Source organism: Vibrio sp. GLN_1 (genome assembly GCF_043106015.1).
GTDB classification, from domain to species: Bacteria; Pseudomonadota; Gammaproteobacteria; order Enterobacterales; family Vibrionaceae; genus Vibrio; species Vibrio parahaemolyticus.
The window spans coordinates 1,088,839-1,112,960 of sequence record NZ_JBICMD010000036.1; the positions used below are offsets into that span (position 1 = coordinate 1,088,839).

General features: G+C 45.6%; 24 protein-coding genes. 9 read left to right on the forward strand and 15 right to left on the reverse strand.

What is annotated here, in order from left to right; translation table 11 throughout:
* Nucleotides 1–5: 5 nt before the first annotated feature.
* From ACF8OV_RS22655 to ACF8OV_RS22665, 3 genes are all read right to left on the reverse strand, one after another.
* Nucleotides 6–335 (reverse strand): hypothetical protein, encoded by a 330-nt coding sequence (locus ACF8OV_RS22655; protein WP_020835034.1) that lies wholly within the window; start codon nucleotides 333–335, stop codon nucleotides 6–8.
* A 215-nt stretch (nucleotides 336–550) separates the two neighbouring features.
* Nucleotides 551–1,708 (reverse strand): amino acid permease, encoded by a 1,158-nt coding sequence (locus tag ACF8OV_RS22660; RefSeq protein WP_005462067.1) that lies wholly within the window; start codon nucleotides 1,706–1,708, stop codon nucleotides 551–553.
* A 711-nt stretch (nucleotides 1,709–2,419) separates the two neighbouring features.
* Nucleotides 2,420–2,731 carry a hypothetical protein gene (locus ACF8OV_RS22665; protein ID WP_071652697.1) on the reverse strand — a complete coding sequence of 104 codons (312 nt, stop codon included), beginning with the start codon at nucleotides 2,729–2,731 and terminating at the stop codon, nucleotides 2,420–2,422.
* Between the two features lie 143 nt (nucleotides 2,732–2,874).
* Between ACF8OV_RS22665 and ACF8OV_RS22670 the strand changes: the two genes are divergently transcribed.
* Together ACF8OV_RS22670 and ACF8OV_RS22675 are read left to right on the forward strand one after the other, a co-directional pair.
* The gene (locus ACF8OV_RS22670; protein WP_024703317.1) at nucleotides 2,875–3,210 is read left to right on the forward strand and encodes a helix-turn-helix transcriptional regulator; all 336 of its coding nucleotides are present in this window, start codon (nucleotides 2,875–2,877) and stop codon (nucleotides 3,208–3,210) included.
* A 65-nt stretch (nucleotides 3,211–3,275) separates the two neighbouring features.
* Nucleotides 3,276–4,034, forward strand: coding sequence for a hypothetical protein (locus tag ACF8OV_RS22675; RefSeq protein WP_203504153.1), 759 nt, complete (start codon nucleotides 3,276–3,278; stop codon nucleotides 4,032–4,034).
* 76 nt (nucleotides 4,035–4,110) lie between these two features.
* Here the strand turns inward: ACF8OV_RS22675 and ACF8OV_RS22680 are convergent, their stop codons facing one another.
* The 7 genes from ACF8OV_RS22680 to ACF8OV_RS22710 form a co-directional block, all read right to left on the reverse strand.
* Nucleotides 4,111–4,857 (reverse strand): phosphatase, encoded by a 747-nt coding sequence (locus ACF8OV_RS22680; protein ID WP_203504154.1) that lies wholly within the window; start codon nucleotides 4,855–4,857, stop codon nucleotides 4,111–4,113.
* Nucleotides 4,858–4,882: 25 nt separating this feature from the next.
* Nucleotides 4,883–5,617 carry a nucleoside/nucleotide kinase family protein gene (locus tag ACF8OV_RS22685; protein WP_062905395.1) on the reverse strand — a complete coding sequence of 245 codons (735 nt, stop codon included), beginning with the start codon at nucleotides 5,615–5,617 and terminating at the stop codon, nucleotides 4,883–4,885.
* A 9-nt stretch (nucleotides 5,618–5,626) separates the two neighbouring features.
* Nucleotides 5,627–6,145 (reverse strand): MltR family transcriptional regulator, encoded by a 519-nt coding sequence (locus ACF8OV_RS22690; protein WP_005462031.1) that lies wholly within the window; start codon nucleotides 6,143–6,145, stop codon nucleotides 5,627–5,629.
* Nucleotides 6,146–6,204: 59 nt separating this feature from the next.
* On the reverse strand, nucleotides 6,205–7,476 hold the full coding sequence (locus ACF8OV_RS22695; RefSeq protein WP_203504156.1) for a zinc-binding dehydrogenase: 1,272 nt from the start codon (nucleotides 7,474–7,476) through the stop codon (nucleotides 6,205–6,207).
* 47 nt (nucleotides 7,477–7,523) lie between these two features.
* Nucleotides 7,524–8,951 carry a PTS mannitol transporter subunit IICB gene (locus tag ACF8OV_RS22700; RefSeq protein WP_274055836.1) on the reverse strand — a complete coding sequence of 476 codons (1,428 nt, stop codon included), beginning with the start codon at nucleotides 8,949–8,951 and terminating at the stop codon, nucleotides 7,524–7,526.
* A 12-nt stretch (nucleotides 8,952–8,963) separates the two neighbouring features.
* Entirely contained in the window at nucleotides 8,964–9,407 is a 444-nt protein-coding gene (locus tag ACF8OV_RS22705) for a PTS sugar transporter subunit IIA (protein WP_005391226.1), read from the reverse strand.
* A gap of 432 nt (nucleotides 9,408–9,839) precedes the next feature.
* On the reverse strand, nucleotides 9,840–11,597 hold the full coding sequence (locus ACF8OV_RS22710; protein ID WP_005482583.1) for an SgrR family transcriptional regulator: 1,758 nt from the start codon (nucleotides 11,595–11,597) through the stop codon (nucleotides 9,840–9,842).
* Nucleotides 11,598–12,086: 489 nt separating this feature from the next.
* On the opposite strand from ACF8OV_RS22710, the gene ACF8OV_RS22715 reads away from it, so the two are divergent.
* Together ACF8OV_RS22715 and arsB are read left to right on the forward strand one after the other, a co-directional pair.
* The gene (locus ACF8OV_RS22715) at nucleotides 12,087–12,428 is read left to right on the forward strand and encodes a helix-turn-helix transcriptional regulator (RefSeq protein ID WP_021450705.1); all 342 of its coding nucleotides are present in this window, start codon (nucleotides 12,087–12,089) and stop codon (nucleotides 12,426–12,428) included.
* A gap of 84 nt (nucleotides 12,429–12,512) precedes the next feature.
* A complete protein-coding gene (gene arsB, locus ACF8OV_RS22720) occupies nucleotides 12,513–13,568 on the forward strand; it encodes an ACR3 family arsenite efflux transporter (RefSeq protein WP_005462079.1) in 1,056 nt (351 codons plus the stop codon).
* Nucleotides 13,569–13,610: 42 nt separating this feature from the next.
* Here the strand turns inward: arsB and ACF8OV_RS22725 are convergent, their stop codons facing one another.
* Nucleotides 13,611–14,390 carry a helix-turn-helix transcriptional regulator gene (locus tag ACF8OV_RS22725; protein ID WP_025791401.1) on the reverse strand — a complete coding sequence of 260 codons (780 nt, stop codon included), beginning with the start codon at nucleotides 14,388–14,390 and terminating at the stop codon, nucleotides 13,611–13,613.
* A 21-nt stretch (nucleotides 14,391–14,411) separates the two neighbouring features.
* Entirely contained in the window at nucleotides 14,412–14,945 is a 534-nt protein-coding gene (locus ACF8OV_RS22730; protein ID WP_025636052.1) for a YbhB/YbcL family Raf kinase inhibitor-like protein, read from the reverse strand.
* Between the two features lie 188 nt (nucleotides 14,946–15,133).
* Between ACF8OV_RS22730 and ACF8OV_RS22735 the strand changes: the two genes are divergently transcribed.
* On the forward strand, nucleotides 15,134–15,925 hold the full coding sequence (locus ACF8OV_RS22735; RefSeq protein ID WP_317676247.1) for a PhzF family phenazine biosynthesis protein: 792 nt from the start codon (nucleotides 15,134–15,136) through the stop codon (nucleotides 15,923–15,925).
* 92 nt (nucleotides 15,926–16,017) lie between these two features.
* Here the strand turns inward: ACF8OV_RS22735 and ACF8OV_RS22740 are convergent, their stop codons facing one another.
* Complete coding sequence (locus ACF8OV_RS22740; RefSeq protein ID WP_203504158.1) at nucleotides 16,018–17,046, reverse strand: lactonase family protein; 1,029 nt, start codon at nucleotides 17,044–17,046, stop codon at nucleotides 16,018–16,020.
* 544 nt (nucleotides 17,047–17,590) lie between these two features.
* Between ACF8OV_RS22740 and ACF8OV_RS22745 the strand changes: the two genes are divergently transcribed.
* The 4 genes from ACF8OV_RS22745 to ACF8OV_RS22760 all read left to right on the forward strand — a co-directional run bounded on the left by ACF8OV_RS22745 (nucleotide 17,591) and on the right by ACF8OV_RS22760 (nucleotide 22,491).
* Nucleotides 17,591–19,222 (forward strand): methyl-accepting chemotaxis protein, encoded by a 1,632-nt coding sequence (locus ACF8OV_RS22745; RefSeq protein ID WP_203504159.1) that lies wholly within the window; start codon nucleotides 17,591–17,593, stop codon nucleotides 19,220–19,222.
* 293 nt (nucleotides 19,223–19,515) lie between these two features.
* Entirely contained in the window at nucleotides 19,516–20,463 is a 948-nt protein-coding gene (locus tag ACF8OV_RS22750) for an HlyD family secretion protein (RefSeq protein WP_060658976.1), read from the forward strand.
* Between the two features lie 4 nt (nucleotides 20,464–20,467).
* Complete coding sequence (locus ACF8OV_RS22755) at nucleotides 20,468–21,394, forward strand: ABC transporter ATP-binding protein (RefSeq protein ID WP_005487744.1); 927 nt, start codon at nucleotides 20,468–20,470, stop codon at nucleotides 21,392–21,394.
* On the forward strand, nucleotides 21,394–22,491 hold the full coding sequence (locus tag ACF8OV_RS22760; RefSeq protein WP_005498311.1) for an ABC transporter permease: 1,098 nt from the start codon (nucleotides 21,394–21,396) through the stop codon (nucleotides 22,489–22,491). Before ACF8OV_RS22755 ends, ACF8OV_RS22760 begins: the two co-directional genes overlap by 1 nt.
* Before the next feature lie 109 nt (nucleotides 22,492–22,600).
* Here ACF8OV_RS22760 and ACF8OV_RS22765 read toward each other — a convergent pair whose 3' ends face one another.
* Together ACF8OV_RS22765 and ACF8OV_RS22770 are read right to left on the reverse strand one after the other, a co-directional pair.
* Nucleotides 22,601–22,972: a hypothetical protein gene (locus ACF8OV_RS22765; protein WP_005487881.1), complete on the reverse strand. Its 372-nt coding sequence runs from the start codon at nucleotides 22,970–22,972 to the stop codon at nucleotides 22,601–22,603.
* Nucleotides 22,973–23,148: 176 nt separating this feature from the next.
* Nucleotides 23,149–24,096, reverse strand: a complete 948-nt coding sequence (locus tag ACF8OV_RS22770) for an endonuclease/exonuclease/phosphatase family protein (protein WP_031859140.1) — start codon at nucleotides 24,094–24,096, stop codon at nucleotides 23,149–23,151.
* Between the last annotated feature and the right edge of the window lie 26 nt (nucleotides 24,097–24,122).

Here is a 24,122-nt window from a genome sequence, read left to right on the forward strand (position 1 = left end):
TGTATCTATAGTTTTACATGGATATATCGGTCACTTGAACGACGATAATAATGGTCATCCACTTTTAAATACGTAAAGTTACCAATTTGAATATAAGTGCTATTACGAGGAATGCGGTCATAATAGTAGTATTGGTGCCTTGGCGGCCTTGGGTTCACCACAATCACATCATGATGTCGGTGTTTATGCTTGTGCTTACGTTTATGGTGGTGATGGTCATGATGATGCTCGTGTTTATGACCGTGTCTGTGTTTTGGATCTGCCATCGCTTCCGCACTGAACACACCCAAAGACAGCATAACGCCAACCATGGCAACAGATAATTGCTTTGACACAACGATTCCCCTTATCGATATAACTATCACCATATTAGTCAGCATCTGCTTACCACATGTCAGTCGTTTGCTAAGGAGTATCACCTCTCGGTCAGAGCTTATGAACAATTATCAGCACGACGTCAAAGCCGTCATCTCTCGTAAAACTTATGTCATTGCCATTAAAAAAGCCGCTCGTTTTTCAACGGGCGGCTCATGTATTCAATGTGCTTGTATTAGACAGCTTGCGCAAATAGTAGGAAGCAGCCAAACAGGAAGATCATACTCATGCCCATCACACCGCCACCAGCTTCATAAACGCTGTTGTCTTCGACAGGAACACGGCGCACTTTCATTGTCATCGACAATGGAACAAAAACCGCCAAGAACACAAGAATAATGCCTGCGTAGCTTAAAATTGCTAAGAAATGTTCCGGAGCAAATACAGCACCAAGTAGCGGCAGAATAAATGTGGTGACGAATACCACTGGCTTGCTGGTTTTGAGCAAGTCCGCGTTTTGGTCGTAAAGCGCCATTGCCACACCCAAGAATGAAGTTAGCAACGCCAAACCAGTAAACATGGACAGAATAAACTCCAAGCCATTGTACTGTTGACCAAGAACCGAGATCAGTTCAGTGACGTTTGAGTACTGTACCAGCTCATGTGGCGGCAAGTTACCCACAACCGCAAACAACCACAATAGGTAACAAACCAAAGGAATCGTAGAGCCGACAACGATCATGTTGCGCAGCTGAGTTTTGCTCGCTTCTTTGTTGTAAGTCACCAACGAAGGAATGACGACCATAAAGCCAAAACTGGTGAATAGCACAGAACTGGTTTTGATCAGTGCCATTTTGTCGCTACTAACGACTTCGTTTAGGCCTTCGAATGAAACACTAGGAGCAAGGGCAAACAGCGTTAAAACAAGTGCAACAATCATACCGATAAACAGACCACGGTTCAGCTTGTCGACCACACCAGTGCCAGCAGAAACAATCAGACCCACTAAGATAGTAAAGCCAACTTGGCTAGAAACAGTGGAAACAGAAAGGCCGACTGATGCCGTGATTTTTTGCACTAGATCGCCAGCGCCAATGATGTAAGCCATCAATAGACAAACAAGCAACGCGTAAAGCAGACCATTAGTCACTAACTGACCGCCTTTACCAAGTGTTTCGCGGGCGATTGCGTTCATACTTACGCCACCACCGACTTTGCAACTCGCTTCAAGTAGAAGCAAAGCGGCATAAGTCGTTCCAGCCCAGATGAACAACATAAGAAGAGTGCCCCAAAGGAGGCCAAATTGAGCAAGCACCATAGGTATGGCAAGCATACCAGCGCCAAGAGCAGTACCTGCAACGATCAGGGAGCTGCCGACAAGTTTTAGGTTCACGGTTAATACCTCTAAATTCAATCCGTTTATCTCTCGCCTGCTGTGCAGCATCCAAAGCACAGACACAAAACGACCCTACTTCTCTCTTAGCCAGAAAATGGATACAAGAACCCCTGTCACAAGAAACATGCAGCAAAAGGTGGTTAGTTCAATTGCACATGAATGAATCGGGAGTCGTTTTGGGCGATGTTAATGGCTGATGAGATGTGACAACTTTGGGTTCGAAGCAAAATCGTTCATCTGGAATCATCAACCCCATTCTTTATGAATGGATTTGGTTCGAAAAAGATTGTAAGGCATAACTAGGACGATTGAAAAGCAAAAGGTCAGTCTTACAGCGATATATTTTAACAACCCTTTGCTAGAGCAATAGATATGTTGCTATTTTCATCGCTAGTTAGTCTTTTATCGCTTAATGAGAAAAAGAACGTGCTGGAGCGCTCAATTATTGGCGTGTGTACAAATTAATTTACAGTTTAGATTAAGGTATTAGATTCCAAGGACGTAGCCTAGATCAGACAATATCGCTATTATTCGCTGCGTACCGACTCGCTTCGGTTCACATACCTCTAAACACTGATTTACGGTTCGAAAATTTAGGTAAATGAGTGTCCGAATGCTGGGTGTGGTTCCCCAGCATTTGCATCCCTTCTTTGTTTATTATTCCCTTTATTCAACACAATCCAATCGTTGACGATATTGTGCAATGCGTTAGCACGCTCTATCTAGCGCTTCAATGGCATAAGTTAGTTCTGATAGCCCCATATCAGCTATCTGTTTCTCGGTATCACTCATGCTTTCATACGCCAACAGCAGTTCACTTTCGGCTATAGCCTCACGGTGAAGGTAAAGCTCTTTATAGCTCATCAGACGATGCTGTGACTGCCGAGTCAATGTCACAACATTCTCTTTTGAAGCGCGGTGTTTCTCATCAATTTCATTCAGCAGCTGATCTAAAATGCGTTGCATTTTGCGAATAGAGACTTTTTCTGTAATTGATTTATATGACTGATGCTTTTCCATTTTTATAAGAACTGACTGAAATAATTGCACATTTAATTAGAACGCCATTCTTATACCCTTTTTAAAATCGGGTAAAGATAGGGTGGTTAAAGTGGTCCACTTCTTGCGTTGATTAGGTCAAAACTGTCCTATCTGGAGAAGCCATGCACGTAGACCCTATCGTTGAAGCGCTCATTATTAGACGAAAAGAGCACGGTTTGTCGCGTGAACAAATGGCAAATATCGCGGGGATGAGCGTCAAAACCTACCAACGCATCGAGCGAGGCGAATCGGATCTCAAACTTTCGCAATACCGCTCTATTTTGCGCTCTCTAAATCTGACTGACCTCGATATCGCGCTCGATATTAGAGGGATAGAACACGTGACCGCAGAAGATTTGGTGACGGTTGCTCGGATGCTATCACCTGAAGCACAGTCCCTACTGGTGCGCCTCTTGTCTCTAGTGCTTGAACAACGCTCAGATCCTAACGCTTCCTAATTGTTTCGCTCTGTTATACTTATGTTTTGAGCACCCTACTCTCCAATATCAAGGGGAGGCGTTTTATGAACTACATATCAATTTTCAGAGGGCTTGCGACCAGTGTGTTTGTCATGATACTTGGCACAACAACATTACAGGCAAAACCTCATCCGCAACATTCGGTAAAACCCATTACTCAACCGGGCAATAAGCACCACAGTCATCCTGTAAATCGTCCGGAGCGATCGATTCGGCCGCCGCATCGCCCTTCACACGACTACAGACCGCCTTACTACCATCGTCCACCCGTCGTAATAAGACCGCCGCGATACCATTCCTCTTTCATTTATGTGCGACCTGGTTATTGGTATCCACCTTATCGTGGTCGTTATTACTATTACCATAACGATCTGGTTGGCATCGCTACGTTTGCGATTTTCGCTGGGGTGACCTACGCCATTGTGCAAGACGCCTATTATCAACAGCGCGGCAGTCGTTACGTGTATGTCCAAAACCCACCAGCCGGAAATTACACAGTCATCAGTGGTAGTGATGTTTTACCTAACTCAGCGTCAACAACAACGAGCTTAAGTACTGTGACAACCTCACCCAACTCTTATTCTGCCTCTCCTAACCAAGTGAGCACTACGACAACAGAGGCAAGCAAAACCATCACTAGGAAAACCCCAAGCCCTTATAAGCTTGGCGAAATTGTTGACTCACTTCCCCACACCAAGCAGACGATAGTGATAGACGGGCAAAGCTATTTCAAATACCAAGACACATGGTTTGCGCCACTTAGGGCAGATCGTAAATATGTAGTCGTTGAGTCACCTTTGTAAGTAATCAAGTTTGTACATAACTAATACAAACCCCGCCGATTGGCGGGGTCTACTTTTGATTATTCATGCACATACATCAGTAAAACGCGTCGAACTCAGGAATGCGTGGTTTACCTCTGAGTAGTAAGAACTTCAAGAAACGACAGGTTGAAGTCGTTAGGATTTTGTCCTTCTCCACGCCATGTTTTTCCAGCAATTCGATGGCGAGATCCAGTTTTGAAATCTCTTCGCAAAAGTGCGCATCAGAGCCGGTACTGAAATACACGCCAATCTCTTTTCCTAAGGCAACAATTTGGCCACAGCGCGCATCACTGCCCTTTCGGCTCTTGCCTGTGAGAGACGTATTGTTCACCTCAATCGCTACATTGTGGGATTTAGCACAACGCAACACTTGCTCCATATCAAATGGGTAATTGGGATTACCTAAGTGCCCTAACACGTCCACTCTGCCACTTTTAATGACGTTAATTAGCGCGGCAGTGTGCTCCGCTTCGGTTGCGGGTCTAAAAACGGGCTCATGAAAGCTAGCAATTACCCAATCAAGATGTTGATCAGAGGAAAGCGGAAGATCGATCTCGCCTTTGACGTTTAAAGTGTTGGCTTCAACGCCACGGAGAATACCGACCTCATGCAAAAAGCGGGGCAAAATTCTTTGATTGTTGAAGTGCCAGTAGTGAGGGGCTCCTGGCATTTCGGGAGCATGATCGGTGGTACAAAGAAGTTTTAGCCCCTTATTCTTGGCTGCCAATGCGTTCTCTAAAATGGTGCTGTAGGCATGTCCACTGGCAATAGTATGGGTGTGGCTATCAACGACGATATCCATGGTGACCTCCTAAATTGTGGACAAATTATCGAATTTCGAACGAACCGTTTTGATTGAGAAACAGCGTGAGATCCGCTGGAATTGAATGATTTAAAACCTTATCTACATTTACGGCATCTGAGTTTAAATAAAACGCTAATGCGGCTTCTGGTGCGGTGCCACCACGAATCTTACGGTTTACTAAGCGTTTTTGCAGAAACTCAGGCTGTGTATCGACGAAGACGGTAAAATCTGCCAAACGATGCAGTTCATTCCACACCGGTTCATTAAGCAGTAACCAATTCCCCTCAACGACAACAACATTGCGATTCACTAAAATGGCGTCGTCGACTGGATCATGCAAATTGCGGTCGTAGTAAGGCCATTTCGGATCTTTCACTTTGAGCTGTTTGAGCTTGTCGATAAGCTCCGTCAGATTAAATGTTTGATAGGCCCCCTTAATACTGCGCAGAGACACGAGCTCGCCATCTCGTTCAATCGTATTGTTGTCGAGGATCTCATTTGGATAATGGAAACCATCAAACGGCAGCACTTGTAAAGGCTCTTGGCTTTCATCTTGTTCCGACAAGTATTCCCAGAACGCAGCGAGTGTCGACTTGCCACTGCCCGGAGGAGCGCACAAGAACACTACTATACGTTCCTGCTTCTCATGATAGAGGCGAGTAAATTTTTCGATAAGAGGCTGATGGATTCGTTTTACGTCGGCATCGGGAAAGGTTGCTTCGGTTTCAAAGCCACTGACGTTTAAATTCACTTTCATGGTGAACCCTTACTGATTGATTTCCTCTTCGATTCTTTCTATCAACATTTCACACGACAGCTTGAGCACTGTTTTGATGAGAGATTCGTATCTCATTTGCGAAAAGGACTCAAACGAAGAGAACTTTAGCTGATTGATCGACTCAAGATAAAAGCAGTCTTGCTGAGAAGAGAGTACCGCTTGGTTTTTGATGAAGTCATAAATCACATCATCTGTAAACGCGATCTTTTCAGGCTGAGTAACCACATACTCCAATACCTGATCGTACAAGCCAATGTCTGCATAAGTTTGTAATGAGATTTTTCCCATCGCAAACATCAACTTGGAGACAACATCGGTCGTGACCAATGGCCCATCTTCTCTCAATAACGGATCCACAGCATACTCCTTCACTAAGTCGTCTTGGACGAACACACTCGGAAGTAATGCTTTTAACTTGAGGTTAATTATTTTGTTAGAAACCTGAAGAAACGCAGTGGCATTTTCACACTCATCCAATTTCTCCAGTAACTCGTCTTCACGTGACAACGTCTTATGACCTCTCCATTATGTGGCAGCGCAAAGGCTACCACACATGTTCGTTGCAACTAAACCGTTAAGCTCACGTCATAAAACTCAAGTAACGCTTTTTCTGCATACGCGTTCCACACATAGTTGTTCGCGCACAAAATCGCATCGAGTTCCGCAAAGAACGGATCTTGGTCTGCCAACGATAAAAAGTCATCAATCGCCGTCAATGGCAGGTCAATATGTGGGTAAATCAACTTCTTACCGCCCGGAATATCCAACTGATTCAGAATCGTATGTGGCGCTGCTTGTAAACCACCAACATGTGTGATCATGAACGATGGATTGATCTTGCCTTGCGAGGAAAGCTCTATAGATTCCACCATGTCACCCTTTGAACCACCGGACGTCCCTACAATATGGGTTGATTCGTAATGCACGTTGTAGAAGTTAAACGGCACTTTAAAATTCTTATCCGTTGGGCCAGCAAAGAAGTTGAGGCAGCCATCATTGCCAAGTAGCTCATCGGCTTGTTCTAGCACTTGAGCAACCGCCGCGTAGACCATTACATCGTCATAGCCTTTGCCAACGTTGAGTGCTTTGAGATACGCGACCGGATCGTCGATTTGAGCGGTATTCACATAGTGCAGTTCTACGCCCTGCTCTTTAGCTTTTGCAACCGGAATGAGGCTTTCAGCTCGGTCTAAACGCGCAGCGTCGATGTCAGTAACCACCACCAGCGTTGGCTTTACAGGGCCGTTGATCGCATAGTCAATCGCACCAATGCCCATTGGGCCAGCACAAGCGAGTAGCGCTAACGCACCACCTTCTTTAATGCCCATATCGTGTTCGTACACGTATTGGGGAGTGTGGTAACTCGCATGGTACGCACCGATGATGCAAGACATTGGCTCCGCCAGAGACGCATCAGCAAAGTAATCGCCGTGGTAAGGCAGTACACAGCCTAAGTCGATAGCGATTTTAGGAATAATGGAATACGTTGCATTGCCACCAAAGGTTTCGTAGCTGTAACCCGCAGAATAACCACTAGGCAAGCCCATGGCAGGTTGCAAAACAAAGTAGTCACCAGCTTTGAATTGATCTTTTAGATTCTCACCGACTTCAACAATCACACCTGCGTATTCATGACCTGTCATTACGGGCACTTCGTCAATGTTTTCAGGAACGCGTTTGTGTTTGCTACCTAACAATGCTGCTTTGTAAGTGGATAGACAAATGCTGTTTGAAATGTTTTTAACCAGAAGTTCGTCGGCTGAAATGTTTGGTAAATCAAAGGTTCTTAATTGAACGTTTTTCTCACCACAGATAACCGCTGCCGTTGTTTTTACCATGATTTTTCTCCTAATTGGGGCGATACCTGCCGCCCCAAACTGCATTGTTAGGCTGGTTGCTCAGTCGCGACCGTTTGTTGCTTAATCTTATCCATCAGCTCGTCAAGCGCTGGGTCGTTGAGGAAGTTCTTGATCGTTACGACTGGTAAACCTGTCGCGTTGACCGCACGGCTTTCTAAGCTCTCGTGTGTCACGACGATATCGGCTTCACTCGGGACTTTCTCGATGGCAAAGTTCTTCACTTCAATCTCTATCCCAGCTTGTACCAGCTTGCGTTTGAAGGTCGATGCGCCCATTGCACTAGAGCCCATACCCGCATCACATGCGAATGCGACAAATGAAATTGGCTTGCTCGGCTCTTGCGTCGTCGCAGCTGCCGCAACGGGCTTAACTGCGCCTTCTGCTTTCATTTCTTTCATGTCAGAAACTGATTTCTCAAACTCGCTTTCTTTTTCTTCTGATTTGCTTACTTTCAGAATCGCACTTGCTACCAAGAAAGAGACAATCGTTGCACTTGTCACACCTGCGATGGTCGCGATGAAGCTACCTTTCGGAGTAAGAGCAAGGTAAGAGAAGATAGAGCCTGGACTTGGACCCGCGACCAAACCGGCATCTATTAGGTTGAAGGTTGCGATGCCTGTCGCCGCACCAGCAATCATTGCCACAATCATGATTGGTTTCATGAGTACGTATGGGAAATACAACTCATGAATACCACCAAAGAAGTGAATGATGATGGCACTTGGTGCAGAACGTTTAGACAAACCCTGGCCAAACTTCGCGTAGGCCAGCAGCATACCAAGACCAGGGCCTGGGTTAGACGCCACCATAAAGAAGATGGACTTGCCCGTTTCTGCGGCCGCTTGCAGGCCTAGTGGGTAGTAAATGCCTTGATCAATGGCGTTGTTCAGGAACAACACTTTTGCTGGTTCGTTAATGATCGCTAACAAAGGCAGGAAACCCGTTGCAACCAACGCTTCGATGCCTGATTTCACAAACAAGTTTGCTGCGGTGACCGAAGGGCCAACAATCTCGTAGGCGAACAAACACAACAACATACCGACGATACCCAACGAGAAGTTGTTGACCACCATCTCAAAACCAGAAGGTATGCGGTGTTGAATACGTTTATCCACTTGCACCACAACCCAAGCGCTCAGTGGGCCCATGATCATTGCGCCAACAAACATCGGTATGTCAGCCCCGACAATCACGCCCATCGTACCGATAGCCCCCGCTACCGCGCCGCGTTTTTCACCAACAATCTGACCACCGGTGTAACCAATCAAAAGTGGCAGCAAGTAAGTGATCATTGGCCCCACGAGTTCGCCAAAGGCTTCGTTTGGCATCCAGCCCGTAGGAATAAAAAGTGCAGTAATAAAGCCCCAAGCGATAAAGGCTCCGATATTTGGCAGCACCATGGCGGTCAAATGACCTCCGAAGGCTTGCACATTGGCTCGCATGTTTGCTTTCACGTTATGTTCCTTTTAGTATGCTTTTATTATGTCTAGCACTTGTTCTTTGGAAGAGGCTTGTGCCAGTTTTGCAATGTTCTCTTCATCCACAAACATCTCGCTCAACGCTTGAATCACCTCAATGTGGGTATCAGAGTCTTTCGCAGCTAAGGTAATAAGAATATTGGCCGGACCGAGATCCGATCCAAAATCAACAGGTGATGGGAAAATATGGATGCCTAAACCTGTTTTTAAAACGCCAGTTTCAGGTCGGGCATGAGGCATAGCCAATCCAGGGCATAACACATAGTAAGGACCGTTTTCTTCCGTTGAACGGATGATCGCATCAGCATAGTGCTGGGAGACGTAACCTTTATTTTCTAGGTATTGAGTGGTCTTTTTAACCGCATCTTGCCATTGGTAAGCGCGATCATTAATTACATCTACTAGTTCGTGGTCGATTAACTCGTACAGCATATTTAACCCTATCAACAGTTCGTCATCTGATGGGTTAATTATCAATAACAGAGTCCCAACCGCGCAACCGAGCTACTTTTGCGCTTCGAATCACACTTTAAAGCCTGTCAATTTGTTTAAATGGACAGATCTCAAAAATCCCGCACGTAAAAAATCTACAAATTTTATTTGAGCAACAAGTCAATAGACGAATCTTGAATGCAATCACTTTCTCGACAATATTCTTAAAGTTACATTATTTAAATCAGATCACATTAGACCTATTGACTCGATATAATTCGTGATTAATTTCAAAGTTCATTTCGGGCCATTTATTGATAGCTCACGCTCAAACGTAGATAAACATCACATTTGTTGGCTAGAAGAAATAAAAACGTCACTGGCTTTCACCAAACTACAGACACAAAAAAACCGCCACTCAGGCGGTTTTGATCAGTCCGCAGACCAAACGGATCGTATGTCTGGCCATCCCCAGTTTGTGAGTGCGACATCTTCCAAGACCCCTTGAAAACGTAGCGTCTGAGTATGGTGGAACATCGGTGCAATCCAATATTCGCTAATCAAAGTGGACGCAATCGGCTCTAACGCGCTCAGGTAATCTTCAAGCGGTGAAAATGCACGGACATTTTCCATTTGAGCATCCAACCACGCCGCATTTTGCGCCCCTAAGGTGTGGTAAAGCACTGCATTGCTAAAGAAGTTGCTAAACGCAGACGCATGACGGTTATCGTCCAAGTTGATATTGGTGACGACCAGAGTCTCATCTAGCGTGCCGTTTTTGGCTTTCTCGCTCAGTTCTCGGTAGGAGTACATAACGATCTCCACTCGGCTGCCCGCACGCTCTAAACGCGAAGAAATCGCTCGCGCGCACCGGCGTAGCGCCGTGTAATTGTACCCTGCGATGGTGATCAGCTTTGGCAACTTGACCACATCTCCAAAGGGGCGCAACACTGGTTTCCAGTTTGGCAACAAGTTATAAGCAGCGACGCTACCAAAATTTATCTTTTCGCTCTTCATCACTTCGGCTAACTGCTCCGGTCGAATCAAATCACTGATGTATCGGCGCTGAGCCTGAGACAAAGCGTGCTTCGCATGATGGTTAAACAGTGCGAACAAACAACCGTCTTCCGTTCGACTGCGTTTACTCGCTGGGGAGGTTTCACTGTTCGGTGTCGACATGTAGTGACCGCACATGTCATCAACAAGGACTGGCTGTGGTTGCAGAGTATTCGCAGCGAGCGATGGGTTCTCCATCTTTTCATCGTTGACGATCCAGATCGTCACCAAATCCGTTAGTACTCGACACGCGTAATAGCCATCAAACGCTTGTAGTTTCAAACGGTTTTCACTGTGTTCAACGACGGAAAATGGCCCACTCCCCACCACCAACTTGTTGTTCGCAACGTTCACCTGACTCACGGGCTGAATGCCATATTTCACGCCAGAAATAAGCCCAGCAAAACCCAAGTCAGGTCGGTTAAGTGTAAACACCACTTTGAGAGGGTTTGGCGCAGTCACGTTCGCCACATGCGCGAGTTCTTTCTCGTAGTATTCTAGTGAGCTCAATTTGGCAAACAAACTCACCACCGTGTCGGCATCGATTGGGTTGCCATTATGGAAGGTAAGCCCGGGGCGGAGGTAAAACGTCCATTCGAATTTTTGCTCATCGTATCGCCAATGGTGCGCCAGCTCTGGTTTTACGCGCCCGTAATAATCACTTGATACCAAACAGCAATAAATTTGGCGTAGCAAAAAGCGCTCACTGCTTCGCTGCAATTGATGAGGAACAACACGCTCGAACATGCGTTTGTAGGTCAGCTGAATATTGAGCCGCCCCTCTTTTACCGATGCGCCCGACGTTGTTTTGAGGAGTCGCCCAAATGCGGCTTCATCTTCATCCAGAATCGACAGCGCTTTCTCGTACTTACCAAGCTTGATCCGCTCTAGTGCAAGGCTTTCTTTCAGCGCGCTGAGTTCAACGTTTAACAACAATGTTGAACGTTGGTTCCGTCCTGGTTTTGGTCGCCAACTTAACCACGCTATCTCTTGCATCTGCGCCAGCAAACTGCGCGCATGACGAGGCGAAGTAAACAACAAATCGGCGATTTCTTGCAGCGTAGTTTTTGCTTCATTACCAACACCAAAAGAGAGCAAGCGTTGGTAATAACGAAATAAGTTGAGATCAGACACCGCACGTACCTTAACTCTAGGAGGTCATTGAATAGGCGTATTTTACTGAACTTGGCGGCAATAAAATAAGAAAACTTCCAAACACTTTGTTCCCCTTTTACTAGCATTTCGTCCCTATATTGTAGGAAAAACCCACCTATTTGGTCTTATCAGGAATAAAGCGAAGAAATCTACTCTCTTTTTTGCCTCCCCTTTTTTCACCATACTGATTTGGCTAGCAGGAAATATAGAAAATTGCTCACAACCTAACCCCCAAGCAGAACTTAGCTCCTGATACCACACCCCCAATTCGTCGTATCTTTAAGTTCTGCTTTTTTACTTGCTGCCATTTGACCGAATTCTTTGTTAGTCCGCCAAATATTTGCGAGACATCATCCCTTCCCATTTTTTGACGTCTCTTATCTTCAATTCTCCTTTCAACAGTTGCGCCTTAGAAAAAGCACACGTACACTTAATCGTAATTCGACGATTAACTATAAAGGTCTGCTCATGAGCAACAAATGCAACGAAACGTGCCAAATTGCTTTTGAAACCACGCAACAACAACTCGATAAAGAACAAGCACTCGCCGCTCAAGCGAAAGCGCTGTCTCATCCTGCTCGCTTACGCATTCTGCATATTCTTCACACTTTAGACACCATGGGTGGCTGCTTAAATAGCGATTTAGTCTCTGAGTTAGGTTTAGCGCAATCGACTGTATCAGAACACTTACGCATTCTAAAACAGGCCGGGTTTATCAGTGCAGAACCCAACCCGCCAAAGGTTTGTTACCGTATTCAACGTGAAAAACTGAACGCGTTTAACGCTCAGTTTTCCGTTTTATTTAGCTAAGACACGTTGCGCGCTTTCCACGTGCGCAAAGATAAACTATAACTTAATACATCGCCTTTCGACGATAAACGAATAGAGACCACTATGACGACTGAAGTTTTAAATAGTGCCAGTGAAAAAATGAGCTTTCTTGACCGCTACTTAACGGTCTGGATTTTTGTCGCAATGGCCATCGGCGTGGGGATAGGCGCAGTCTACCCGCAAGTAGCAGAATGGAACGAAGCAATGTCCGTTGGTAGTACGAACGTACCGCTCGCCATTGGTTTGATTTTGATGATGTACCCACCACTCGCCAAGGTGAACTACGGTCTATTGGGAACGGTAACGAGAGATAAAAAGGCCATCACGCTGTCTCTGGTTATGAACTGGATCGTCGGTCCAATCCTGATGTTCGTTCTTGCCTTAACCTTTCTTGGTGATCATCCGGGTTACATGGTTGGCATTATTTTGATTGGCCTTGCACGCTGCATCGCTATGGTTTTAGTGTGGAATGATATTGGCGGCGGCAACAAAGAATATGGCGCGGCCTTAGTGGCATTAAATAGCGCATTTCAAATTCTGACTTACAGCGTTATGGCTTGGCTCTTTATCACCGTACTTCCACCGTTCTTTGGCTATGAAGGCTTTGTGGTTGATATTTCCATGGGTGACATTGCAGAAAGCGTATTGATTTACTTAGGAATTCCTTTCCTTGCTGGTTTTCTCAGTCGCAAGTGGTTAGTCGCTGCAAAGGGTGAGAAGTGGTACAACGATGTGTTTATTCCTCGAATTTCACCCATTACTTTGATCGCTTTGCTCGCCACCATCGTGCTGATGTTTAGCCTCAAAGGAGAGATGATTTTACAACTGCCAATGGATGTGTTCCGCGTGGCAGTCCCACTAGCGATCTACTTCGTATTGATGTTTTTTGCCAGCTTCTTTATCGGGAAGAGAATGGGCATCCCCTACGATAAAAATGCCTCCATCGCATTTACGGCAACGGGTAACAACTTTGAGTTGGCCATTGCGGTTTCCATTGCTGTATTTGGTCTGAATTCCGATCAAGCATTCGCTGGCGTAATTGGCCCGTTGATCGAGGTTCCGGTTCTGATTGCTTTGGTTAACGTCGCACTGCGGATGAAAACCAAATACCAAAGCTAAAATGAGAAACATTGAGACCGAGCCAAATAGCAGTGTTAGGTACTAACTGGCAACGGTTTTGATGTACTCGCTGGGCGTTAAACCAAACTTGCCTTTAAAGCGTTGGCTAAAACGCCCTTCCGATTGATAGCCACACAACTGCGCGAGCAACGCAACGTTGTATGAACCATTTTGCATCAGGTAGAGTGCGTGATTTAAGCGCACTTCTGCCAGCACTTCGCGATACTGAGTACCCTCTTGCTTGAGTTTGCGTATCAACGTTGCTCGGCTCATAGCAAAACGCTCAGCCACCCGTTCCAAAGGATGGTCATCGCCCGGAGAGCGTGACAAATAGCGGCTGAGTTTTTCGCTAAATGAGGTATTCGAGCTGGTAAAAAGTCGATGCAACAATCCCCTTTCCGCTAACTGCTGATACAACCCCAACACCCAATAACGTTGCGTCGCTTCACTCAAGCTCTCTTGCTCAAAAGAAAACAGCGCATTCAGCGTTGCTTGCAATGCTTTATCTGTCTCCACCGCAGGTACATTTTCGCCAAGCGCATTGATCATACTCAGCTCCAGCATGTCATCACTCGGCACACAGTGAAAACTGAACATTCGAGAGAGAAAGCGCCCTTGCTGAGGAAGGTTTTCAAAATTCAGCGAAGCGTTTGCTTCACAAAGCATGATATTAGGATGAAGAATATCGAACGCTTCGTCTTTCCAAAACAGACGCTTACTCCCTTTAATGATCTGGATAATACTCGGGGAATGAATCCTGACGTTACGCAGCTTTTGCTGCTGCTCCGCACGAAACAACGTGACTTGATATTGGTGGCTCATCTTCTCCCCTTTCTTATTCAATTATCGTGTGTAAGTGGCGGTTAACTTCGCTTTGTCCAATGCGACACTATTCAACGTGAATCCCACAACCGCCGCTGGCGTGTTCTTATCCAAGTTCAACTTGTCACTTGGCAAGGCCCAAACGGTAAACTGGTAGCGGTGCATACCATCTTTTTCTGGAGGACATGCGCCGCCAAAACCAGTAGTACCGTAATCGATACGAGACTCCTTACCGCCGAGCTTGCTGATATCAACGCCACGAGGCAACTCGTTAACTGAGGCTGGAATATCAAACGCTATCCAATGCCAAAAACCACTGCCTGTTGGTGCATCAGGATCGTACGCGGTAATCGCAAAACTTTTCGTACCCTTTGGAACGTCTTTCCACATCAGTTGTGGAGACTGGTTCGCACCATCACATCCCCAACCTGAATATTCAAATGTCTTCGCCATTGGATGACCTTCTTGAATATCTTTGCTCGTTAGTTCAAAAGCATGGGCAGAGCCGATAACCAAAACGCTAAGGGCCAAAACAGACTTGTGAATCGCTTTCATGTGTTTCTTCCTTTCAATGAGTTCAAATCAAGTCTATTCATCAACCCAAGCCAAGACACATCAATAAGTATCACAAAATATAAAATAATCGTCTATTTTGACACTTTAAGATTCAAGCATAAATTTCTTATTCTCTGAGTTGCATCTGGTTTATGCTAACTAATTGCTCAGAAAACAAGGAAGACAGAATGGAACTGGATATCTACGTCGTTGACGCATTTACAGACACGCAATTTAAAGGCAACTCAGCCGCAGTCGTACCCTTGCAAGAGTGGTTAGAACCAGAGCTAATGCAAAACATTGCAGCGGAAAACAACCTCTCTGAAACCGCGTTTGTTAAAACGATTGGGACGAATCAATATGAAATACGCTGGTTTTCACCACTTACAGAAATCGACTTTTGTGGACACGCAACGCTCGCCGCTTCCATGGTGTTGTTCGATCAACTCGGCGTTACAGGAAGTATTGAGTTTCACACATTAAAAGTGGGCACCTTAACCGTAATTAAGAACGCACTTGGCAAGATTGAAATGACATTTCCGACAAGAGCGCCACACCCCGTCAACGCCATTCCTACGCAATTGATTGAGGGATTAAACTGCGAAATAACACACGTACTGCTTAGCCCACAAGCTTACTTCGTCATCGTGGAAGATGAGCAAACCGTTTTCGGTGTTCAATATCGATCCAACCAACTGAAACAACTCGCCCCTTACGATGTCGTCGTCACATCAAAAGGCAGTCAATACGACTTTGTATCTCGCTACTTTTGGCCAGCGAACGGCGGAGATGAAGACCCTGTCACAGGATCAATCCACGCAAGCTTAGCACCATATTGGGCGCAAGAGCTCGGCAAAGCATCTTTAGTGGCGAATCAAGCATCAGCACGTGGTGGCGTTCTGTACTGCGAAGTCAAAGAGGATTGCGTCAAAGTATCTGGTGATGGTGTGTTGTATATGAAAGGCAAAATTTACGTCTAACTGTACGTTGAAGATTGGCGTTAACTGCTTTTATCCTGAAAGCCTAGCCGCCCGCTAGGCTTTTCTATTTCCTGTTGTTTCAGCGTTAATCGTTACAAAGGTTGTTCGACAATACACACTGGAGAGCCTATCTCACAGTCATAACCCGTTGCAGTAATTTCCCCTGTTTGAGGATGGCGACGAAAGCTCACCACATTGTTGGAATGTTGATTGGCAACCAGCAACCACTTTTGATCATGAGACAACACAAAATCTCGTGGAAAAACCCCTTCACAGTGAATGGCTGCTCGCCTTTTTGGCGTATCGCCAGACACATCAAACACACTGATTTTGTTCTGAGCTCGGCAAGAGACATACAAAAACGTTTCATCTTGCGAAAGACGAATCGCCGCCGCCGCTTGCTGATTCTCTTCCCCTTCTAATAATTCAGTTTGATTCGAGATAAGCCACTTATCTTGGTGCTTAACCAGAACAATCATGGTTTCTGACAGTTCGCAAACCACATACGCTGTCGACTCTTGTTGGTTAAACACCACATGGCGCGGTCCCGAACCTGCGGGCAAATGAATCACTTGCGACAGTGAAAAATCCGGCGGCTGGGCATCGTAATCATAAATAAGGACGCTATCACTGCCTAAGTCTACGACAACCAATTGATGATTGTGCTTTAAAAACGTGACTTGATGAGCGTGAGGAGAAGTTTGGCGCTCTAAATTCGGCCCGCATCCATCAACGTATAAATCCGCCAATAAACCAAGCGGTTTACCATCGCGATCCAATTGAAATACACTAACATTTCCAGAGCCATAATTAGCAACCGCCAACAACGGTTCTTTGATATCCAAATGACACGGATAATCGCCATTAATCGGCAAAGAGACGGATTCACTACCGCGAAAAAACGCAAGCTCTGCACCTTCATTTCTATCCATTTCGCTAAACGTATACAGCCCGTGTTCGGTAGTCGTGAGATAGGACGGATTACGTTGAACTACAACATCGTCAAGCCGAGTCAGTTCACCCGTTTCAGTGTTCAACGATAGACGCGCAATGCCCGTGCTCGTACTCGGTGGGTTGGTGTAAGTGCCAATATAAAAATGCACGTGACCAGTTGTTGTCATGGATGGCCTTATATGAGTGATTCGTATTATTCAACACCTTGCCTATTGTCATGGCAGACCGCAATCCATTTTACGAATCAGCCACTTAAAATGTGAAGCAATTGCTCATTTAAAACCGCAACGACATCGCCATTTGCAGTTAAAGTGGTTTGGCGTTTTAAACAGTATGTCAGCCTTGAGCATGAAAGCCTCGACTTACGGTTACTTTCAAGCGTTATATTAAAGACGAAGAATGTATTTTATGTTCAAGATCTAAGTTTCATTAGCAAACGCTATAATAAGAAACAAAAATCGGGATAAAATAAATAATAATCATGTAACAGTTAATTTTCCTATAAACACCAAATTGAAACACATTATTAATTTCCATTTATTTATAAAATATAATTAATTTTATAAATAACAAGGATTTATTTTAATTATGAACATTTAGATTACGACTTAATTTTATTCACGATAAATTTATTTGAGACATTAATCACACTATATTTCAAATCTCAGTAATAGACTCCGAGCCTTTCAACCCCCCATTATCAGTGAGTCTATGAAACTTTCTAATTTAAGTATCAAGTATAAAATCAGTGCGCTGATTTTGATCATTTCGTTATCTGTTATCGCTCTCTCCGTTTTCTTTACATCTGAAATCAAGATGATAGAAGGAAAGCTTACCGTATTTTCTGAAACCACCGTACCTAGCGTATTGCTCGTAAAAAATACCGAAATTGAACTCGGAATTTTAAGAAAGGATGAATTCTCTTTATTAACCAATGTGAATCACCCTCAATTCATGGAATGGGTGGCCGGATTAGAAAAATCTGAACAGAAAATTGATAAATATCTAGACCAATATGAGAAAGGACTATGGGATCAACGCGACCGAGACGCTTTCAATAAAGTAAAAAGTGCCTGGGTTAAATACAGTGCGTTTAACAATGAATACGCGAAGTTGCTATTGAATAATAAAATCGACGAAGCAAATGAAACATTGTTAAACGGATTTTCTACATTCACACAATTATCCGATGCGATTCGTGATTTAGTGGAACTAAACCAAACCTACGTACAAGAAGATATTGCTAGCGCTCATGAAGCAGTGCGCAGCGCAATCACCTACAGCATTATTGCTATCGTCGCGCTATTGGCATTGAGTTTTACGCTAGGCCTATTCCTAACCAAACAGATCTGCACACCGCTAAATTACGTGGTAAACATGGCGTCGAAAATCGCGTCAGGCGACCTAACTTACCAGCTTCCACGTAACAAAATTGGCCATGATGAGCTTGGCACCTTGGCAGATGCCTGCGTTGATATGCAAGCGAAGTTGCTTACTTTGGTCGACAGTATCTCGTCAACCACAGCTCAAGTAGGCACCGCCATTGAAGAAGTGAGCGCGATTTCCGAACAGACTTCAACAGGCATGGATGAACAACAAGTTCAGCTAAACCTTATCGCAACAGCAATGAACGAGATGCAAGCGACAGTAAATGAAGTCGCCAGCAACACCGAAGCCGCGTCAGAAACAGCAAACAGTGCTTCTCACGATGCGAAAGAAGGCCGCGGTGTCGTTCAAGAATGTATTAACCAAATCCACGAAGCGTCATTGGCGATTCAGTCGGTTGGCAACATGGTGACAGAACTGGAACAAGATGCGTCTAACATTAGCGTTGTGGTTGACGTTATCCAAGACATCGCGGAACAAACCAACTTGCTTGCGCTTAACGCTGCCATTGAAGCTGCGCGCGCTGGCGAACAAGGCCGTGGTTTTGCCGTCGTAGCGGATGAAGTGAGAACGCTAGCAAGCCGCACTCAAGCTTCAACCGAAGAGATCATCACGATCATATCTAAACTGCAAAATTGTTCGAAGAGTGCCGTTTCAGCAACGAACAACAGCAGCGATTTGATTCAAGAGTGCGTTGCGCAAGCACAAAAAGCCGGTGCAACCATCGAACAAATCGAAAAAGGCGCAGATAACATTGCTGAAATGAGCATTCAAATTGCGAGTGCTTGCAGCGAGCAAAGCTCGGTAACAGAAGAGCTGCATCGTAACGTGGAACACATCAACCAGTTCTCTAGTGAAGTGGCCACAGGTTCACGCCAAACAGCAATTGCATGTCGCGATTTAAGTGAGCTGGCGGTAGGTCTACAAGAGATCGTCGGTCAATTCAAAACTGCATAGTCACTCACGTCATTCTTATCTATTCAAGCCCAGCGCTCATCGCTGGGCTTTTTTAATGTCATTTGCCGATAAAAACCGGAGCTTGGTCAAGGTTCTTTAAATTGAGGCCTTCATTGCCCTCTTCCAACGCTAAGCCTCTCTATTTAAAAAGAATCGCTTGTAGATAAAATGCTAAGCTCTAAAAAGAAATCGTTATGGATGGCGGCTAGCGACGGGTTGGCGGGCTCAATCAACACGCTCCCGTTCGCAAGTTATCTATTCATGCATTACTTCTTCAAAGGAAGCACCGCACTATGAAGCGAATCATTTTTGGCACATTGGTTATTGCCCTTTTAAGCGCCTGTTCAAAAGATAACACGCACCAAGCGCTTGGCACCCTAGAGCGTGACCGCGTAACGTTTACCGCCACATCTAATGAGATAATTAGAGCCCTTCCTGTCAAAGAAGGCAGCTTGGTCAGTGAAGGGGAAGTGTTGGTTCAGCTCGATACTAAGAATCAACAAGCAGTTCTTGCACACGCCGTTGCCGAGCAAGCCAAAGCGGGAGCGTATTTGCTTAAATTGACCAATGGTGAACGCCCAGAAGACATTGCTGCCGCATCGGCACGCGTAGCCCGAGCGGAAGCGCAGCTCACCGAAGCGCAGAAAAACTATCAACGCAAAGCAGAACTGGTGCGTAAAAAACTCATCAGCCAATCCGAAAAAGATTCCGCTCTTGCGGCAAGGGACTCGGCGAGAGCCGAATTAGACTCAGCAAAAGAAGAGTTCAGTAAGCTCACCGCAGGTTCTCGCCTCGAAGACATCGAACAAGCTAAAGCCGCTTTAATGGCGGCAAAAGCCGAAGTAGCATTGCAAGAGCAAAAACTGGCAGAACTCACCATCACGGCCACGCGTGACGGTACGCTCGATAATTTGCCTTACAATCTTGGCGAACGCGTACCAGTGAACGGTGTGGTTGCCGTGATTCAAGCCAACCGCGTACCGTATGCGCGAGTGTATGTTCCTGCCGATTATCGAATCGGGTTTATTCCTGGGAAAACCGTGACGGTAAATGTCGATGGCCTTGAGAGTCCATTACAAGGCACCGTACGTTGGGTGGCTAGTGAGCCTTCATTCACACCCTACTTCGCACTAACCGAAGAAGAACGTTCACGATTGATGTATCTAGCAGAAGTTGATTTACCTGAGTCTGCAAAATCCTTGCCGTCAGGTGTGCCTGCCCAAGTAGATTTGGTGGAGTAAGCCAATGACCGAGTATGCAATTCAAGCTCAAAATGTGGTCAAAAAGTTCGGCGACTTTACTGCTATCAATAACATCACACTCAACGTGCCCAAAGGCAGCATTTACGGATTTTTGGGGCCAAATGGTTGTGGTAAGTCGACCACCATTCGTGTGCTCACCGGCCTTCTCAGCCCAAGCGAAGGCAGTGTGGATGTGCTTGGATTAGAAATCCCAAAACAATCCGAACAACTGCGGCTCAAAATTGGCTACATGACACAAAAGTTCTCGTTGTACGATGACCTATCCGTTCAAGAAAACCTCGAATTTATTGGGCAAATTTTTGGTTTAAGCAGCAAGTCGCTGAAAGAGCGGATAGAAGAGCAGCTCACCACTTACGGGTTGGATCAATTGCGAAAACAGCGCGTAAGCGGCATGAGTGGCGGTCAAAAGCAGCGCCTTTCACTCGCCGCGGCGACCATGCACAAACCCGAACTGCTATTTTTGGATGAGCCGACATCCGCCGTTGACCCCGAAAATCGACGCGATTTTTGGGAGCAGTTGTTCGACTTGTGCGATCAAGGTACGACGATTTTGGTCACCACGCATTACATGGACGAAGCGGAACGCTGCCACCGTCTGGCGATCATGGAATCTGGCGAAATTCGTGCCGATGGCGAACCCGAACAGTTAATGGAACAGATGGGCGTTAATATCATTGAGGTGAAAGCCGACAAACTTCGTGAACTCAAAGAAAAGCTGATTCAACGTGACGAAGTTCGCTCTGCGGCGCAGTTGGGGATTCGTTTACGCATCCTTATCCACCAGCATGTCGAGCAGCCGATTGAATGGCTAAAGCAGACGTTTCCCGAACTTCAAAACGCTGAAATGAACCACGCTCGCCCAAGCTTAGAAGATGTTTTTGTTAGCGTGACAGGGAAAGGCCGCCAATGATGAAACCCATCGCTCGCATGAAAGCCGTCATGATCAAAGAGATTCGCCAACTTTCCCGTGACCGAATCACATTTGGCATGGTGGTGATGATCCCACTTATCCAGCTTTTGCTGTTCGGTTTCGCAATCAATACGGACATTCGCAACATTCCGGTAGGTGTTGTCGACCAAAGTGGCAGTACCGCCGGGCGGATCATTACCCAGTCCGTAAAAGTCACTCAAGTGGTGGATATCAAAGAAACCTATGCCACCGCGCAAGAGGCTGAACAAGCGATTCAAGATGGTATTGTGCGCGCCGTGCTGATTTTACCAAGCGATCTCACACAACGCATGATGCAAGGTCGAGAGCTTGGGCAATGGATTGTGGATGGGTCAGATACCATGATCAGCTCGGCAATATTGTCGTTGCAAACCATGCCATTGACCGACTTTGATTTCGAGATTCGCCCAGCGCCAAGCAAAACATTCGAAGTCGCACTCTACTACAACCCAAGTCGGCGTTCTGCGGTCAACATCGTACCCGGCTTACTCGGTGTGATTCTAACCATGACCATGATTTTGTTCACCAGTGCCGCGATTGTACGAGAACGTGAACGGGGAAATTTGGAGCTATTGATCACCACGCCCATCCACTCTATAGAGCTAATGGTGGCGAAAATCGTGCCGTATATCTTTGTCGGCTTAATTCAGGTTTTCATCATTCTAGGGTTGGGACATTGGATTTTCGGCGTACCGATTAACGGTGCAATCAGCCAAATTCTGTTTGGAACCTTGTTGTTTATCGCCGCCAGCTTAACTTTAGGATTGGTCATATCCACCATCGCCACAACACAGCTTCAAGCGATGCAAATGACGGTGTTCATTCTTCTGCCTTCGATTCTACTGTCTGGATTTATGTTCCCTTACGAGGGCATGCCAGTCGCAGCACAGTGGATTTCAGAAGCCCTGCCCGCCACTCACTTTATGCGCATGATTAGAGGCATAGTGTTGCGAGGAGCGGATCTGATGGACTTATGGCGAGATACCCTTTGGTTGCTCGGGTTTACCGTATTTGGATTGGTCGTCGCGTCACTAAGGTTTAAGAAATCACTCGATTAAAGTTGCTCATTTTTATCTTCCGTAGAAACAAAAATAGCCTCGACAATGAGGCTATTTTTGTTTGGAAATTTGAATGCCTTACTGACAATGCTCAATGGCACGATTCGGTTTAGTAATATTCACCAAAAGAACAATCGCGTAAGTCAGAAATGCTGTAATTCTTCAACGAGTTAATTTTGAAGTTAAAAACCACTTCTTTACATACCATCCCGTCTCGGTCGGTATAGGTGATGAACCCTTCACTGTAAGCACGTTTGCCATCAGAGGATTTAACATGCGCGGCAAGCTCTAAATGCCCTTTGTGAGCCTCTACGCGGTTCATCATTTCAAACACATCCATCCACTCTTCGCGATTTGCCATTTGTATCAACATGGATTTGGCCTGTGTTTCCAACTGCTGCGGATACACGTAATAACGGTTGTAACCAAAGTATGCGCACATCAGTAATAGAACGAGTGCAAATGAGGTTGTTCTTGTCATGCAAGCTGCCTCTTGTTGTTATAAAAACTCTGCTTCGTTAATTCAGTATAGGAAGCGAGCAAAGTTTAGGTTATAGAACTTGCTCAAATAACAGAGGATCGTCAGAGACAGTCAATTCTATGACAAGCTCAGCACAGGTTTTACTTATGAAACATGACAAATTCTAAGAGCTTGAACTATGGAATATGCACACCGATCTGGGTTGTCACCATGCGGTGATCTGAGCCTTGTGGTAAAGCAGAGGATTCACGAGAGCAGATGATTCGCTGTCCTTGCTCAGATTTTAGCCACAAATGATCAATGCCTATCATCATCGGCTCTGGCACGTTGATGCCTTTGATGTTAGTTGGCCAGCTCGTCACTGGCGCGGTTTGAAAACTCGGGAACAGCGCAGAAAAACGAGGGCTAACCGAAGAGAGATTGAAATCCCCCACAACCAACACCTCTGGCTCGGGATAAAGCGCGGTCAGCGTTTCTATGGTTCGCACCAGCGTATTTCTTTGATGCCAAAGCTCGCTGGTTCTTGGTGATGGCGGATGAGCCGCAAACAAAGTGATCGGTGCTTGACCTTTAGGCAGCCAAACTGCTCTGATGACTTCTTGTCCATTTGGCGCACGATAAACCGAAACCTCCGTGATCGGGTGTCGGCTAAGAATCATCAAATTTGATGGGTACCCTACGTCACGTTGGCCACCATAATAATGCGGATAGACATCATCCAACATGTGCAAGAGGCTGCCAACACGCGGCGTCAGCTCTTGCATCACCACCAAATCAGCAGGATGCCTCAACAGATAGTTGATGAACTGATTGATGTCTGAGTTTTCGTAAAAAAGATTGAATTGAATGACGCTCAAAGACTGCGAGCAAGACGCCACATGGCTGCGCTGCGGCGGAACAAGTAACAAGACAAACAAAATAGCGACAAAGGCAGAAAATGCACTTTGCAACCATATGCGAGCGATAAAAAACGCCGAGGCTAAAATAACGTAAGTGAACACAATGAGGGCGGGAATCGAGGTAAGATTCTCCGCCCACCAAATATGTTCAATTTGCCTGACCGCCAGCCAAATAAGAGCGGGTAGAAGCAATATGATCCACTTAAAAACGCTCGACACACGCACTGCTCGTTTCGCTATTACATATCATA

Bases quoted from the DNA above. Each gene is read 5' to 3' on its own strand.
- ACF8OV_RS22685 (WP_062905395.1), bottom strand. From the start codon at position 5,617: ATGAAAGTGAATTTAAACGTCAGTGGCTTTGAAACCGAAGCAACCTTT.
- arsB (WP_005462079.1), top strand. From the start codon at position 12,513: ATGACGACTGAAGTTTTAAATAGTGCCAGTGAAAAAATGAGCTTTCTT.
- ACF8OV_RS22745 (WP_203504159.1), top strand. From the start codon at position 17,591: ATGAAACTTTCTAATTTAAGTATCAAGTATAAAATCAGTGCGCTGATT.
- ACF8OV_RS22750 (WP_060658976.1), top strand. From the start codon at position 19,516: ATGAAGCGAATCATTTTTGGCACATTGGTTATTGCCCTTTTAAGCGCC.
- ACF8OV_RS22725 (WP_025791401.1), bottom strand. From the start codon at position 14,390: ATGAGCCACCAATATCAAGTCACGTTGTTTCGTGCGGAGCAGCAGCAA.
- ACF8OV_RS22735 (WP_317676247.1), top strand. From the start codon at position 15,134: ATGGAACTGGATATCTACGTCGTTGACGCATTTACAGACACGCAATTT.
- ACF8OV_RS22760 (WP_005498311.1), top strand. From the start codon at position 21,394: ATGAAACCCATCGCTCGCATGAAAGCCGTCATGATCAAAGAGATTCGC.
- ACF8OV_RS22755 (WP_005487744.1), top strand. From the start codon at position 20,468: ATGACCGAGTATGCAATTCAAGCTCAAAATGTGGTCAAAAAGTTCGGC.
- ACF8OV_RS22670 (WP_024703317.1), top strand. From the start codon at position 2,875: ATGCACGTAGACCCTATCGTTGAAGCGCTCATTATTAGACGAAAAGAG.
- ACF8OV_RS22730 (WP_025636052.1), bottom strand. From the start codon at position 14,945: ATGAAAGCGATTCACAAGTCTGTTTTGGCCCTTAGCGTTTTGGTTATC.
- ACF8OV_RS22740 (WP_203504158.1), bottom strand. From the start codon at position 17,046: ATGACAACAACTGGTCACGTGCATTTTTATATTGGCACTTACACCAAC.
- ACF8OV_RS22705 (WP_005391226.1), bottom strand. From the start codon at position 9,407: ATGCTGTACGAGTTAATCGACCACGAACTAGTAGATGTAATTAATGAT.
- ACF8OV_RS22695 (WP_203504156.1), bottom strand. From the start codon at position 7,476: ATGGTAAAAACAACGGCAGCGGTTATCTGTGGTGAGAAAAACGTTCAA.
- ACF8OV_RS22665 (WP_071652697.1), bottom strand. From the start codon at position 2,731: ATGGAAAAGCATCAGTCATATAAATCAATTACAGAAAAAGTCTCTATT.
- ACF8OV_RS22715 (WP_021450705.1), top strand. From the start codon at position 12,087: ATGAGCAACAAATGCAACGAAACGTGCCAAATTGCTTTTGAAACCACG.
- ACF8OV_RS22765 (WP_005487881.1), bottom strand. From the start codon at position 22,972: ATGACAAGAACAACCTCATTTGCACTCGTTCTATTACTGATGTGCGCA.
- ACF8OV_RS22675 (WP_203504153.1), top strand. From the start codon at position 3,276: ATGAACTACATATCAATTTTCAGAGGGCTTGCGACCAGTGTGTTTGTC.
- ACF8OV_RS22680 (WP_203504154.1), bottom strand. From the start codon at position 4,857: ATGGATATCGTCGTTGATAGCCACACCCATACTATTGCCAGTGGACAT.